Source organism: Pseudaquabacterium terrae, assembly GCF_013266755.1.
GTDB classification, from domain to species: Bacteria; Pseudomonadota; Gammaproteobacteria; order Burkholderiales; family Burkholderiaceae_C; genus Pseudaquabacterium; species Pseudaquabacterium terrae.
Genome location: NZ_JABRWJ010000006.1, coordinates 551,455 through 566,301 on the forward strand (window position 1 = coordinate 551,455; position 14,847 = coordinate 566,301).

The following is a 14,847-nucleotide window of genomic DNA, read 5'->3' on the forward strand; positions in this document are numbered from 1 at the left end:
GCTGCCGATGGCGGTTAGCACGGGCTGTAAGCCCGGCAACCACCCGTAAGCGCCCCTCCGTTCGTGACAAAGTTTGCAACTCGCGCGACGGGCAAGCCCCAAGAATCCGCCCCACAAACGGACGGGGCGAGGGCGAGATGCGCAAGAACGTCAGGACATCGACGCGTTGGGCGGCCGCGCTGCTGGCACTCGGGCTGACGGGTTGCGGCGGCGGACAAGAGGACGCGGCGCCGCAGCAGGCGGCGCAAACTGCTCCGCAACAGGCTGCGAACCAGACCGCGCTGGCCGCGCCAGGCCCCGGGACAGCCGCCCCGGCGCCCGCGGCCGCGCCCAGCGTCGCCGAGGCGCACCGGCTGCTGACCCAGGCGAGCTTCGGCCCGACCGAAGCCGCGATCGCCGACGTGCAGGCTCGCGGCAGCGCCGGCTGGATCGACCACCAGTTCACCCTCGGCACGCCCGGCACGATGCGCGCGTACTGGGAGGCCGCCGATGCGGCGATCCAGGCCGTCGACCCGAACCGGCGCGCCGGCAGCACCGAGGTCTACAACGGCTTCTGGAAACAATCGCTGAGCGCGCCCGACCAGCTGCGGCAGCGCGTGGCGTTCGCGCTGTCGGAGATCTTCGTGGTCTCGCTCGACGGCGCGCCGAACAGCAACCCGCGGGCGGTCGCCGCCTGGTACGACATGCTCGGGGCTCATGCCTTCGGCAACTACCGGCAGCTGCTCGAGGCGGTGTCGCTGCACCCGATGATGGGCGTGTACCTGTCGCACCTGCACAACCAGAAGGCCGACCCGCAGACCGGCCGCGTGCCCGACGAGAATTTCGCGCGCGAGGTGATGCAGCTGTTCTCGATCGGCCTGGTGCGGCTCAATGTCGACGGCACGATGCCGCGCGACAGCGCCGGCCAGCCGCTGCCGACCTACACCGGCGCCGACATCGCCGGCATGGCCAAGGTTTTCACCGGCTGGAGCTGGGCCTGCCCCGACGCGCCGCACAAGAACTGCTTCCTGTACGGCCAGGCCAATGGCCGCAGCGATCCGGACCGCGGCTTCAAGCCGATGGTGGCCTACCCGCAGTACCACAGCACCGAGGAAAAACGCTTCCTCGGCGCTGTCGTGCCGGCGCAGTCGACGCCGAACCCGCAGGCGAGCCTGAACGTCGCGCTCGACACGCTGTTCCACCATCCGAACGTCGGCCCGTTCATCGCTCGCCAGCTGATCCAGCGCCTGGTCACCAGCAACCCGAGCCGGGCCTACATCCGCTCGGTCGCCGCGGCCTTCGCCAACAACGGCGCCAACGTGCGCGGTGACATGAAGGCGGTGGTCCGCGCCGTGCTGCTGCACCCCGAGGCGCGCAACGCGCCGACGAGTCTGACGCAGGGCAAGCTGCGCGAGCCGGTGCTGCGCCTGACCGCGCTGCTGCGTGGCTTCGGCTACAGCTCGGACAGCGGGTTGTACCGGCTCGGCGACACCAGCAATCCCGGGGCCGCGCTGGGCCAGCAGGCGCTGAAGTCGCCGTCGGTCTTCAACTTCTTCCGGCCCGGCTACGTGCCGCCCGGTACGCTGGCCGCGGCGCAGGGGCTGACGGTGCCGGAGATGCAGCTGCTCCACGAGACGACGGCCGCCGGCTACGTCAACACGCTGCGCAACGCGATCGGCTCGGGGCTGGGTTCGTGGAACGCCACGCTGCAGCGCGCAGACCTGCAGCCGGACTTCGGCGCCGAGCTGGCGCTGGCGACGCAGCCGCCCGCGCTGGTCGACCGGGTCGCGTTGAAGCTGATGGGCGGCGCGATGCCGCAGCCGCTGCGCACCGAGATCGTCAATGCGGTCGCCGCGATCACGATCCCGACGCCGAACGCCGGCAATGCCACGCAAGTCGAGCGCGCCAAGCGCAACCGGGTCAATGCCGCGGTGCTGCTGACCGCCGCGTCGCCCGAATTCCAGATCCAGAAGTGAGCGGGAGCACGACGATGAACCACTTCGATGCTTCGCGCCGCCAATGGCTGGGCCGCGCCGCGGCGCTTTCCGGCTGTGCCGCCGGCGCACCGCTGGCGCTGAACCTGGCGGCCCTCGGCAGCGCCGCCGCGGTATCCGGCAGCGCCGCGGCGCAGAGCGCCGGCGACTACAAGGCGCTGGTCTGCGTCTTCCTGTTCGGCGGCAACGACGCCTACAACATGGTGCTGCCGACCGACAGCGCCTCGTGGCTGAACTACACGACGGTGCGCAACCAGGCGCCCGATCCGATCGCGCTGCTGGCGCCGGGCACGCCGCCGAACGGCGCGGCGCCCGCCGCCACGCCGGCGCGGCTGGGCGGCGTGCTGCCGCTGGCGCCGTTGGTGGCGCCGGCGCGGGCGTTTGCCCTGCATCCGGTGCTCGGCCACCTGCAGACGCTGTTCAACCAGGAGCGCCGGCTGGCGATCGTCTCGAACGTCGGCCCGCTGGTGATGCCGACCACCAAGGCGCAGCTCGGCCAGGAGCTGCATCCGAGGCCGCTGAACCTGTTCTCCCACAACGACCAGCAGAACACCTGGCAGGCGCTGGCGCCCGAGGGCGCCACGCGCGGCTGGGGCGGCCGCATGGGTGATCGGCTGGCGGGGCTGAATTCGCAGCCGGTGTTCACCTCGGTGTCGGCCGCCGGCAATGCCGTCTGGCTGGCCGGCGACTCGGTGCAGCAGTACCAGGTCGGCAGCAACGGCGCGATCCGCCTCGGCAGCGATGCGAACGGCCGGGTCTACGGCTCGCCGGCCGTCGCGCAGGCGCTGCAGCGCATCGCCGGCACGCCGCGCGGCGCGCATGTGCTGGAGGCCGATCTGGCGGCGGTCGCGCAGCGCTCGATGGCCGCCGAGGAGGCCCTGCGCAACGCGCTGCGCCCGGCCGACAGCGCGCCCTTCGGCACGCCGCCCGCGAGCGGCAACTACAGCGCCGAGAACGACCCGCTGCTGCGCTACACCAGCCCCTTGACCGGCAGCGGTGCGGGCAATGGCCTGGCGCAGCAGCTGCAGGTCGTCGCGCGCATGATCGACGCCGGCCGCTCGACGCTCGGTGCGCGCCGCCAGGTGTTCTTCGTCAGCCTGGGCGGCTTCGATACCCACGATGCGCAGAACCGCGGCCAGGCCGACCTGCTGGCGCGGCTCGGCCAGGGCCTGGCGTACTTCGACGCGACGATGGGCGCCCTGGGCCTGCGCAACCAGGTCACGCTGTTCACGGCCAGCGACTTCGGCCGCAGCTTCACCAGCAACGGCGACGGCACCGACCACGGCTGGGGCGGCCACCACGTCGTGCTCGGCGGCGCGGTGCGCGGCGGCACGCTGGTCGGCAGCCTGCCGGTGCTCGGCGCGAAGAATCCGAACAACAACCAGTTCGACTCGAGCCCGGACCAGCTCGGCAATGGCGCGCTGCTGCCGTCGACCTCGGTCGACCAGCTCGGCGCGACGCTCGGGCGCTGGTTCGGCCTGAGCGACAGCGAGCTGCTGGACATCTTCCCGAACCTGAAATACTTCTCCCAGCGCAACCTGGGTTTCATGGCCTGAGCGGCGGGGGCGATGGCGAGCTTGGCTATCATTCCCGCACGAGCCGCCCCCATCGAGCGGCGGCGCCACGCCCGGTCACCATGCCCCTGCGCCGAACCCTTTCGCCCGAGCAGCGCGCGGCCCTCGCGCGCATCCAAGGGCTGATCGAATACTGGCAGATCACTGCCGACGAAATCGACGCGGCGCCCGAGGTGGCGCTGCCGGCGTCGCCCGTCTCGGCCGCCGCGCGCTACCGCCATCCGACCTCCGGCGAGACCTGGGACGGGCGCGGCGAGCACCCCGAGTGGCTGCGCCGCGCGCTGCTGACAGAGGGTTACCGCGTCAGTGACATCAAGCTCGACGGCTGAGCGCAGCTTGTCGACGGCATCGTGGTGTTCACGCAGTTCATCGCCAACGACGATGGCATCGGCGCCGTTCCTGAGGGCGCTCGGCCGCCTTACGGCACAGCCACGGCGCTCAGCTCGGTTGCGTACGCGCCTGTCAACACCACGGCGGTCTTCGGCAAGGCGCCGCGCCTCAGACCGCTGGCGCCTGGTAGCAGGGTCAGCTGGCTTCCACCACTGTTGACATAGAGACGGTCGTTTGCAGCGTCGAAGGTGACGCCCCATGCGCCGGGAACGGCTACCAGCTCGCTCGCGACATTGCTGGCGGCCGCAGTGCTCGCATTGGTCACGATGTGAACGCCACTCTGCAAGCCGTTGTCCCCGATATAGAGGCGGTCGCGCCGAGCATCGACGGCCAGCCCGCGGTGCGAGGCCTCGGAACCGAGCGAGAACGAGCGCGTCGTCGGCAGTGCGCCGCTTCGGATGGCATCGATGTTGGTGACGACGATGACGCCGCTCCCGAACGAAAAGTAGCCGATCGATCGACTCAGATCGACAGTGAACGTGTTGATCTGGCGGTCGATCGTCAGCATCCGGTCGGCCGTGACGAGGCCGCCGATCGTGCTGACATTGTTCAGCACGGCCAAACGCCCCTCGGACTGGGCATTCACGCCCAGGAGATAGATCATGTCGCGAGCCGCGTCGTACACGATGTGCCATCCCCAGTCGAGGCCCTCGACCTTGATCGTGCGCGTGGGCGTGACCGATCCGGACATGTTCTTGGCTTGATCGAAGACCCAGAGCCCGCCTCGAGCGGCGACGAACAAGCGGTCGTTCCGGCCATCGTAGGCCATGTGGCTTCCGAATCCCTGTTCGGTCAGGCCGCTGTTCGGAGCCGGACTCGCCGAGCTGCCCACGACCACCGTACCGGCTCTCGGCGCCTTGTGGCGCAGCACGTAAATCTGGTTCGTGTTCCCATCGAGCACGAACATCGGCCCGTCTTCCGGGCCGTTCGAGGCACATGCGTTCGGGTTGATCTGGCAGGCAAAGTCCGCAGCCTTGCCGACCCATTGGACGGTGCCACCGCCGACGGGTCCTGCGATGTAGACGTCATCGCCGGCCATTCCCACATAGTTCTTCGTGCTGCTGTAGTAGCGATAGCTGTATGAGTCGAGGGTCGTGGTTTCCGGGGTGCGGAAGTAATAGTGCGAGTTGTAGACCCTGCTCCAGCTGCCCCAGCCCGGGAACAGCGCGTAGTGCGCCTTCTGAGCCCAATCGAACAGCGTCTGCGGGATCACCAGTTGCGCCTCGTTGGTGGGCGATGCCGCGGAGCGTGGTACGGCGCCGCGTGGCGCTTGCGCATCGGCGGCCGAGGCGGCGAAGGCCACTGCGGCAATGGCGACGGCGCGGATCGCCGTGCCCCTCGACTGCTTCCAAGTGCTCTCGCCGTTGCTTCTGCAAGGCGACAACGGAATGCCGCGTTCGGCTGTGCGCATGTGTTTTCCTCCCTCGCGTCTTCATTGTTGCAGTACCGGCGGCTGGCAGGCGATCGGCGCTGCCGCCGGCTGCGCTTGGCGCGGATCATAGGACGCCGTGATGGCGCCTTCGTTGTGATCGGTGCGAATCGTCATCCCTGAAACGGGTGGTGCATCGGACGCTGGCGGTCCGATGCGTTGCGCCTTCGCGCGAGGAGTTCTCTGCCGCCGCGGGGGTATGAACGACGGCCGTGTCAACCCGCGGCGAATGCGCGCCGGAACTGCAGCGCCTCGGCAAGGTGCGTGACGGCGAGGGCCTCGTCGCCGGCCAGGTCGGCGATCGTGCGCGCGACCTTCAGCACGCGGTGCAACGAGCGGCCGGACCAGCCGAAGCGCTGCGCCGCCTGTTCGAGGAAACGCGCCGGCGCTGCCGCCAGCCGGCAGGCTTGGTCGAGCTGCGCCGGCAGCAGCGCGCCGTTGGGCACCCCCTGGCGCGCGAGCTGCCGTTCGCGGGCCCGCGCGACGCGCTCGGCGACCAGCGCGCTCGGCTCGCCGGCCGGCTGCGCCAGCATCTCGGCCGCCGGCACCAGCGCCACCTCGACCTGCAGGTCGATGCGGTCGATCAGCGGCCCGGACAGGCGGCCCTGATAACGCGTTATCTGATCGGGTGAGCAGCGGCACGCACGGCCCGAAGCGGCCGGCGCGCCGAGCCAGCCGCAGGGGCAGGGGTTCATTGCCGCGATCAGCTGGAACGCCGCCGGAAAGAGCGCCTGCCGCGCCGCCCGCGAGATCGTGATCTGGCCGGTCTCCAGCGGCTCACGCAGGGCCTCGAGCGCGCTGCGCGGGAATTCGGGCAGCTCGTCGAGGAACAGCACGCCGCCGTGGGCCAGCGAAATCTCGCCCGGCCGCGGCGGCGCGCCGCCGCCGACCAGCGCCGCGGCGCTCGCCGAATGGTGCGGCGCGCGCACCGGCCGCTGGCGCCAGCGCAGCGGATCGAAGCCGCCGGGCGCCAGCCCCTGCAGCGCGGCGCTGGCCAGCGCCTCGGCGTCGCCCATCGGCGGCAGCAGCCCGGGCAGACGCTGCGCGAGCATCGACTTGCCGGTGCCGGGCGGGCCGACCATCAGCAGACTGTGGGCGCCGGCGGCGGCGATCTCCAGCGCCCGCTTCGGCGCCGCCTGGCCGCGCACCTCGCACAGGTCCGGCGCCGCGGCGGGCGCGGCCTGCGGCGGCGCGACTGCGCGCGGCAGCGGCTCGCCGCCATCGCCCGGCAGCATCGCGCGCACGACTTCGAGCAGATGGGTGGCGCTGTGCACCTCGGCGTCGGAGACGCGCGCGGCCTCCTGTGCGCTGGCCCACGGCAGCACCAGCGGCCGCTTGGCCCCCGAGCGGCCGGCCCCCAGTGCCAGCGCGAGCGCGCCGCGCACCGGCCGCAGCTCGCCGGCCAACGACAGCTCGCCGGCGAACTCGCAGCGCGCGAGCTTGGCCGCATCGAGCTGGCCGTCGGCGGCCAGGATGCCGAGCGCGATCGGCAGGTCGAAGCGCCCGGACTCCTTCGGCAGGTCGGCCGGCGCCAGGTTGACGGTGATGCGCTTGTTGTGCGGGAAGGCGAAGCCCGAATTGACCAGCGCCGCGCGCACCCGCTCGCGCGCTTCCTTGACCTCGGTGTCGGCCAGGCCGACGAGCGTGAAGCTCGGCAGGCCGTTGGCCAGGTGCACCTCGACCTGCACCTCGGGCGCCTGCAGCCCGTCCAGCGCGCGGCTGCCGATCACTGCCAGCGTCATGCCCCGTCCCCACTCGTTCGAAGCGGGCGATTGTGGGTGGATCACGGGTGCAGGCGGGCGGTGCATCCCCAGTTCGTCCGCAGTCGGAGCGAAGACCATGACTGGCGCACCGTTGAGGTGCTTGTGCGCCATTTGCGCCACAACGGTGCGCTATCACGCCGCAAAACGGTTCGTGTTCACCATCCTGGGGCGAAACTCGCCGGGCGGAGCGGTGGCATGGAAGCTGCAAAACCCCGGTGGACCTTTTCCATGCCCTCGGAGCTCCCCCACATGAAGAAATCGCTGCTCGTCCTTTCCGTTGCCCTGGCCGCCGCCGCGATGCCCGCTGCATCGTTCGCCGACGTTGCCTTCAATGTCGGCGCCGTCTCCGACTACCGCTACCGCGGCATCTCGCAGACCCGGCTGAAGCCCGCTCTGCAAGGCGGCGCCGATTTCACCGCCGGCGGCTTCTACATCGGCACCTGGGCCTCGACGATCAAGTGGATCAAGGACTTCGGCGGCGACGCCGGCGTCGAGATCGACGTCTACGGCGGCTACAAGGGCGAGATCGCCAAGGACCTGGCCTACGACGTCGGCGTGCTGACCTACTACTACCCGCGCAACAAGCTCAACCCCAGCGCCAACACCACCGAGCTGTACGGCGCGCTGACCTTCGGCCCGGCGACGCTGAAGTACTCGCACGCGGTGACCGACACCTTCGGCAACCTGGATAGCAAGAACAGCTTCTACCTCGACGCCACGGCGAGCTTCGAGATCACCGACGGCTGGATGATCGCCCCGCACATCGGCTACCAGAAGATCAAGGGCCCGTTCAGCGACCCGGCCACCTACACCGACTACTCGGTGACGCTGTCGAAGGACTTCAAGGGCCTGGTGCCGAGCATCGCGATCGTCGGCACCGATGCCGACAAGGCGTTCTACGTGCCGGGCGCGTTCGCCAACAGCACCAAGTTCCTCGGCAAGACCGCCGTCGTTGTCGGCGTCAAGTACAACTTCTGAACGACAGGAGACATGCCATGAAGATGGTGACTGCCATCGTCAAGCCGTTCAAGCTCGACGAAGTGCGTGAGGCTCTGAGCGCGATCGGCGTCCAGGGCATCACGGTGACCGAGGTCAAGGGCTTCGGCCGCCAGAAGGGCCACACTGAGCTCTACCGCGGCGCCGAGTACGTCGTCGACTTCCTGCCGAAGGTGAAGATCGAGGCCGCCGTCGACGACGCGATCGTCGAGCGCGTCATCGAGGCGATCGAATCGTCGGCCCGCACCGGCAAGATCGGCGACGGCAAGATCTTCGTCTCGGCGCTCGAGCAGGTCGTGCGCATCCGCACCGGCGAGACCGGCAAGGACGCGCTCTAAGCACGTTAGAACACACCAGAGACAACCCATGAAGAAATTCATTGCTTCCCTGGCCCTGGGCCTCGCGGTCTTCGGCTTCGCCGGCACCGCGCTGGCGCAGGACGCCGCGGCGTCGGCGCCTGCCGCGACCGCTGTCGCGGCCCCGGCGGCCGATGCCGCTTCCGCAGCCGCCATGCCGGCCGCAGCGGCGTCCGGCGCCGAAGCCGCTTCGGCCGCCGCCGCACCGGCACCGGTCGCCAACAAGGGCGACAACGCCTGGATGCTGGTCGCCACGCTGCTGGTCATCATGATGACGGTGCCTGGCCTGGCGCTGTTCTACGGCGGCCTGGTGCGCAGCAAGAACATGCTGTCGGTGCTGATGCAGGTGATGGTCACGTTCTCGCTGATCGTCGTGCTGTGGGCCGTCTACGGCTACAGCCTGGCGTTCACCGAGGGCAACGCCTACGTCGGCGGGCTCGACCGGCTGTTCCTGAAGGGCATCTTCGATCCGGCCACCGGCGTCTTCGCGATGGGTGCGACCTTCAGCAAGGGCGTCTACATCCCCGAGCTGCTGTTCGCCGCCTTCCAGGCCACCTTTGCCGGCATCACCTGCTGCCTGATCGTCGGCGCCTTCGCCGAGCGCATCAAGTTCTCGGCGGTGCTGCTGTTCATGGTGCTGTGGTTCACCTTCAGCTACGCGCCGATCGCCCACATGGTCTGGTACTGGATGGGCCCGGACGCCTACGCCAGCAAGGACGTCGTCGATGCGATGAACGCCAAGGCCGGCCTGATCTGGCAGTGGGGCGCGCTCGACTTCGCCGGCGGCACGGTGGTGCACATCAACGCGGCGGTCGCCGGCATCGTCGGTGCCTTCATGATCGGCAAGCGCGTCGGCTACGGCAAGGAAGCCATGGCCCCGCACAGCCTGCCGCTGACGATGGTCGGTGCCGCGATGCTGTGGGTCGGCTGGTTCGGCTTCAACGCCGGCTCGGCGCTCGAGGCGGGCAACTCGGCCGTGCTGGCGTTCATGAACACCTTCACCGCCACCGCTGCCGCGGTGCTGGCCTGGTGCCTGGGTGAAGCGCTGATGCGCGGCAAGGCCTCGATGCTGGGTGCCGCGTCGGGCGCCGTCGCCGGCCTGGTGGCGATCACGCCGGCCGCCGGCAACGTCGGCCTGATGGGCGCGATCATCATCGGCTTCATCGCCGGCTTTGCCTGCCTGTGGGGCGTCAACGGCCTGAAGCGCCTGCTCGGCGCCGACGACTCGCTCGACGTCTTCGGCGTGCACGGCGTCGGCGGCATCGTCGGTGCGCTGCTGACCGGCGTGTTCAACACGCAGGACCTCGGCGGCCCGGGCCTGGTGACCGACTGGGTCACCGCGACGGTCGGCTCGAATGCGATCGGCGCACAGGTCTGGATCCAGCTGAAGGCGGTGCTGCTGACGATCGTCTGGTCGGGCGTCGTCGCCGCGGTCTCGTACAAGATCGTCGACCTGGTGATCGGCCTGCGCGTGACCGAAGAGGAAGAGCGCGAAGGCCTGGACATCAGCTCGCACGGCGAGACGGCGTACAGCAAGTAAGACGCTGGGCAACGCGCGCCGCACCCTGCGGCGCCAGTACGAAAGGGGCTGCCTGCGGGCAGCCCTTTTTTTTCGGGCGGTCAGTGTTGGTGAAACTTGCGAAACGTCAATGATTGGCATACCATTGATATGCCTACGACCGGGAGGTGCCGGATGACCGCCCCCGACTTTGTCCGCCCCGCAGGCGGTGGCTGCCGAGCCACCGTCGCGGCGCTCGAGAGCTTCAACCGCCAGGTGGCGCACGACCTGCGCACGCCGGTGGGCAACATCGCCCAGCTTGCCGAGTTGGCCAGCGCGGCGCTGGCGCGCGGCGACCTCGGCTTCCTCGACCGCGCCTTGCCGGCGATCCATGCGCAGGCGGCCAGCGCCGTCGAGCTCGTGGCCGCGCTGATGGCGCTGGCGCACAGCGCCGAGGAGCCGCTGCCGGTGGGGCCGGTGGCGCTCGACACGGTGGTGCGCTCGGTGCTCGACAACCTGCCGCGCGACGCCGCGCCATCGAGCTGCCGCATCGTCGTCGGGGCGCTGCCCGAGGTCTGCGCCCATGCCGGGCTGCTGCGCCAGGTCTATGCGAACCTGCTGGGCAACGCGCTGAAGTTCACGCGCGCGCGGGCGCAGCCGTGGATCCTCGTCGGGGGGCGCGAGCAGGCCGGCGAGCACGTGCTCTACGTGCGCGACAACGGCGTCGGCTTCGACCAGGGTGATGCCGGGCGGCTGTTCGCGCCGTTCCAGCGCCTGCACGGCGGCGCCTATCCGGGCCACGGCCTGGGCCTGAGCATTGCGCGGCGGATCGTCGAGCGGCACGGCGGCCGCATCTGGTGCCGCTCGCGCCCGGACCGCGGCACGACGATGTACTTCAGCCTGCCGCGGCACGCGCCGGCGGCAGCCGGCGCCGGGCATTGATCCCGCGGCGGCCAGCGGCCGCGCAGTGACTTGCCTTCGGCCGGGGCGGCACCATGTTCCTACAATCTTTCACCGCTGTCGTCCGCAGGCCGCCCTCATGGTCCCCCACCTCATCACCGCGCTCACCGGCCCGATCAACGAGCTCGAAGCGCGCATCCTCGACTCGCTGCCGGCGATCGAGCGCTGGTTCCGCCTCGAGTGGATGGAGCACACGCCGCCGATCTACAGCGCGGTCGACCTGCGCAACGCCGGCTTCAAGCTGGCGCCGGTGGACACCAACCTGTTCCCCGGCGGCTTCGCCAGCCTGACGCCGGAGATGCTGCCGCTGGCGGTGCAGGCGGCGATGGCGGCGATCGAGAAGATCTGCCCGGAGGCGAAGAACCTGCTGCTGGTGCCGGAAACGAACCTGCGCAGCACCTTCTACCTGACCAACGTGCAGCGGCTGGTGCGCATCTTCACGCAGGCCGGCCTGAACGTGCGGCTGGGCTCGCTGGATCCGGCGCTGAAGGCGCCGACCACGCTGCGCCTGCCCGATGGCAGCGAGCTGGTGCTCGAGCCGCTCGAACGCTCGCAGCGCCGGCTCGGGCTGAAGAACTTCGACCCCTGCACGATCCTGCTGAACAACGATCTTTCCGAGGGCCGGCCGAAGGTGCTCGAAGGCCTGCACGAGCAGTACCTGCTGCCGCCGCTGCATGCCGGCTGGAACCTGCGGCGCAAGAGCCGCCATTTCCAGAGCTACGAGGAGGTGGCCAAGAAGTACGCCAAGCTGCTCGGCATGGACCCGTGGCTGATCCACCCGATGTTCGCGCACTGCGGCGAGGTCGACGTCGGCGCCGATGCCGGCCTCGACTGCGTGAAGACGCATGCCGATGCGCTGCTCGGCAAGGTGCGCCGCAAGTACAAGGAATACGGCATCAACGAGAAACCCTTCGTCGTCATCAAGGCCGACAACGGGCCGAGCGAGCTGGGCATCGTCACGGTGCGCGATGCCAAGGAGCTCGACGCCGTCTGCGAGCGGGCGCGCGAGAAGGCCGCCGCCGGGGGCGCGCTGCTCAGCGACGTCATCATCCAGGAAGGCGTGCCGACCTACGAGCGCATGAACGATGCGGTCGCCGAGCCGGTGGTCTACATGATCGACCGCTACGTCGTCGGCGGCTTCTACCGCGTGCATGCGCAGCGCGGCATCGACGAGAACCTCAATGCCCCCGGCGCCAGCTTCGTGCCGCTGGCCTTTGCCGACAGCCACCAGCTGCCGCGACCGGGCGAGCGCCCCGGCGCCAGCGCGCCGAACCGCTTCTACATGTACGGCGTGATCGGCCGGCTGGCGATGCTGGCGGCGAGCTACGAGCTCGAAGCCACCGATCCGGACGCCGAGGTCTACGAATAGCCCCCTGAACAGGGGCCTGACGCAGCGCATTGCTGCAGGCGCACAATCGCGCCTTTCGGCTCCCGCCGGTTCCGCAGGTCACCGGCGACCTCCTCAGTGAGTACGGCGAATGCCCCCAAGAGTCCGGCCGCGTTGGCCGCGCTCACCCTCGGCGCCCTCGGCGTCGTCTATGGCGATATCGGCACCAGCCCGCTGTATGCACTGAAGGAAGTCTTCCACGGCGGCCACGTCGCGGCGACGCCGGACAACATCCTCGGCGTGCTGTCGCTGATCTTCTGGACGATGACGATCATCGTCTCGCTGAAGTACGTGCTGCTGATCCTGCGCGCCGACAACAACGGCGAGGGCGGCCTGATCGCGATGCTGGCGCTGGCGACGACCGCGGTGCGCGAGCGGCCGGCGCTGCGCAGCACGCTGATGACGGTGGGCCTGTTCGGCACCGCGGTCTTCTACGGCGACGGCGTCATCACGCCGGCGATCTCGGTGCTGTCGGCGGTCGAGGGACTGAGCGTCGCCGCGCCGCGGCTGCACGACATCGTGATCCCGCTGACGCTGGTCGTGCTGACCGCGCTGTTCGCCGCGCAGCGCTTCGGCACCGGCGGCATCGGCCGGGCGTTCGGCCCGGTCACGCTGGTCTGGTTCGCGGTGCTGACCCTGCTCGGGCTGCCGCACATCGCCGCCAATCCGGACGTGCTGGTGGCGCTGAACCCGGCGTATGCGATCGGCTTCTTCATTCACAACCCGCTGGTCGCCTTCATCGGCCTCGGCGCGGTGGTGCTGTGTGTCACCGGCGGCGAGGCGCTGTATGCCGACATGGGCCACTTCGGCCGGCGGCCGATCCGCATCGCCTGGTATGCGATCGTGATGCCGGCGCTGGTGGTCAACTACTTCGGCCAGGGCGCGATGCTGCTGCAGCGGCCCGAGGCGATCACGAATCCGTTCTACCTGATGGCGCCCGGCTGGGCCCAGCTGCCGCTGGTGATCCTGGCCACCGCGGCGACGGTGATCGCCTCGCAGGCCTTGATCACCGCGGCGTTCTCGGTCACCAAGCAGGCCATCCAGCTCGGCATCCTGCCGCGCATGGTGATCCGGCACACCTCGGTGCGCGACACCGGCCAGATCTACGTGCCCTTCGTCAACTGGGGCCTGTACATCTTCATCGTGCTGGCGGTGGTGCTGTTCCGCACCTCGTCGAACCTGGCCACCGCCTACGGCATCGCGGTGACGCTGGACATGACGATCACCACGGTGATGACCTTCTTCGTGATCCGTTACGGCTGGAAGTACCCGCTCGTGCCGTGCCTGCTGGCGACCGGCTTCTTCTTCGTCATCGACGTCACCTTCTTCGCGTCGAACATGCTCAAGCTGATGTCGGGCGGCTGGTTCCCGATCCTCATCGGCATCGGCATGTTCACGCTGATGGTCACCTGGGCCGAGGGCCGCAAGCTGCTCAGCGAACGCATGCACGACGATGCGATCGAGCTGCAGGGCTTCCTCGACGCGGTGTTCATCAACCCGCCGACGCGCGTCGCCGGCACCGCGGTGTTCCTGTCCGCCGAGACCGGGCTGACGCCGAACGCGCTGATGCACAACCTGAAGCACAACAAGGTGCTGCACGAGCACAACCTGTTCGTCGCCGTGAAACACCACGAGGTGCCGTGGATCGGCTTCGACAAGCGCATCCAGATGGAGTCGCTCGGCCACGACTGCTGGCAGGTGGTGCTGCACTTCGGCTTCAAGAACGATCCCGACGTGCCCGAGGCACTGCAGCTGCTGTCCGACCGCGGCATCCCGCTGCCGGAGATGGACACCAGCTACTTCTTGAGCCGCGACATCGTGATCCCGACCTTCGGCCACGGCATGGCGATGTGGCGCGAGAAGCTGTTCGCCAGCATGCACCGCAACGCGTCGGCGGCGGCCGACTTCCTGAACCTGCCGTCGAACCGCATCGTCGAGCTGGGCGCGAAGGTCGAGATCTAAGCCGGCGTGGAGACGGCAGCCGGCCGGCGCTCCATGCGCAGATGCACCGCGTGATCGGGCTCCTGCTCGAAGCCGAAGCGCCGGAACAACTGGTACGCCGGATTGCCCGGCTCGACCTGCAGGCCGATGGTCTGGCCGTGCTGGTCGGCACTCTCGGTCAAGCAGCGCAGCACGCTGCTGCCGAGGCCGCGGCCGCGCCAGCCGGCCGCCAGGCTCAGGTCGATCAGCGTCGCGCGGGCCGGCCCGCTGCACCAGGCGAGCCGTCCGACGGGGGCGTCGTCGAGCAGCAGCAGCAGGAACAGCGCATCGGCATGGCGTTGCCGGTACTGACGCTGCTGGAAGTCGAACTGCTGGTCGAGGAAGGCGCGGCAGCGCGACGCCGCCCAGCCGGTCGCGCCCATCTGCGCGCTGCGCGTGTCGGCAAACAGCGTGCGCAGGAAGGCGTCGTCGCCCGGGGCGATCGGCCGCGCCTGCAGGCGCTCGAACACGCGGGGCTGCGCCGGACGTGCCAGTCCGAGCAGCTCGCGCAAGCAATGCGTATCCGACACGCCCACCGCCC

12 protein-coding genes are annotated in these 14,847 nt (G+C 69.7%); 9 read left to right on the plus strand and 3 right to left on the minus strand.

All coding sequences use genetic code 11. The features are described from left to right. Positions 1-137: 137 nt before the first annotated feature. From HLB44_RS21765 to HLB44_RS21775, 3 genes are all read left to right on the plus strand, one after another. A complete protein-coding gene (locus tag HLB44_RS21765) occupies positions 138-1,955 on the plus strand; it encodes a DUF1800 domain-containing protein (protein WP_173126872.1) in 1,818 nt (605 codons plus the stop codon). A gap of 14 nt (positions 1,956-1,969) precedes the next feature. Beyond that, positions 1,970-3,529 (plus strand): DUF1501 domain-containing protein, encoded by a 1,560-nt coding sequence (locus HLB44_RS21770; protein WP_173126875.1) that lies wholly within the window; start codon positions 1,970-1,972, stop codon positions 3,527-3,529. An 80-nt stretch (positions 3,530-3,609) separates the two neighbouring features. Next, the gene (locus tag HLB44_RS21775) at positions 3,610-3,876 is read left to right on the plus strand and encodes an H-NS histone family protein (RefSeq protein WP_173126878.1); all 267 of its coding nucleotides are present in this window, start codon (positions 3,610-3,612) and stop codon (positions 3,874-3,876) included. Between the two features lie 89 nt (positions 3,877-3,965). On the opposite strand, the gene HLB44_RS21780 is transcribed toward HLB44_RS21775, so the two are convergent. After that, positions 3,966-5,348, minus strand: a complete 1,383-nt coding sequence (locus HLB44_RS21780; RefSeq protein WP_173126881.1) for a hypothetical protein — start codon at positions 5,346-5,348, stop codon at positions 3,966-3,968. Between the two features lie 233 nt (positions 5,349-5,581). After that, positions 5,582-7,108 (minus strand): YifB family Mg chelatase-like AAA ATPase, encoded by a 1,527-nt coding sequence (locus tag HLB44_RS21785; protein WP_173126884.1) that lies wholly within the window; start codon positions 7,106-7,108, stop codon positions 5,582-5,584. Between the two features lie 270 nt (positions 7,109-7,378). Between HLB44_RS21785 and HLB44_RS21790 the strand changes: the two genes are divergently transcribed. From HLB44_RS21790 to HLB44_RS21815, 6 genes are all read left to right on the plus strand, one after another. After that, positions 7,379-8,107, plus strand: coding sequence for a TorF family putative porin (locus HLB44_RS21790; protein WP_173126886.1), 729 nt, complete (start codon positions 7,379-7,381; stop codon positions 8,105-8,107). 17 nt (positions 8,108-8,124) lie between these two features. Beyond that, complete coding sequence (locus tag HLB44_RS21795) at positions 8,125-8,463, plus strand: P-II family nitrogen regulator (RefSeq protein WP_173126889.1); 339 nt, start codon at positions 8,125-8,127, stop codon at positions 8,461-8,463. 28 nt (positions 8,464-8,491) lie between these two features. Further along, positions 8,492-10,021: an ammonium transporter gene (locus HLB44_RS21800; protein ID WP_173126892.1), complete on the plus strand. Its 1,530-nt coding sequence runs from the start codon at positions 8,492-8,494 to the stop codon at positions 10,019-10,021. A 153-nt stretch (positions 10,022-10,174) separates the two neighbouring features. Then, positions 10,175-10,921, plus strand: coding sequence for a sensor histidine kinase (locus HLB44_RS21805; RefSeq protein ID WP_173126895.1), 747 nt, complete (start codon positions 10,175-10,177; stop codon positions 10,919-10,921). Between the two features lie 97 nt (positions 10,922-11,018). Further along, positions 11,019-12,308 carry a glutamate--cysteine ligase gene (gshA, locus tag HLB44_RS21810; protein ID WP_173126898.1) on the plus strand — a complete coding sequence of 430 codons (1,290 nt, stop codon included), beginning with the start codon at positions 11,019-11,021 and terminating at the stop codon, positions 12,306-12,308. A gap of 96 nt (positions 12,309-12,404) precedes the next feature. Next, the gene (locus HLB44_RS21815; protein WP_173126901.1) at positions 12,405-14,288 is read left to right on the plus strand and encodes a KUP/HAK/KT family potassium transporter; all 1,884 of its coding nucleotides are present in this window, start codon (positions 12,405-12,407) and stop codon (positions 14,286-14,288) included. On the opposite strand, the gene HLB44_RS21820 is transcribed toward HLB44_RS21815, so the two are convergent. Next, on the minus strand, positions 14,285-14,818 hold the full coding sequence (locus tag HLB44_RS21820; protein WP_173126903.1) for a GNAT family N-acetyltransferase: 534 nt from the start codon (positions 14,816-14,818) through the stop codon (positions 14,285-14,287). The two genes, HLB44_RS21815 and HLB44_RS21820, sit on opposite strands and share 4 nt — an antisense overlap. Between the last annotated feature and the right edge of the window lie 29 nt (positions 14,819-14,847).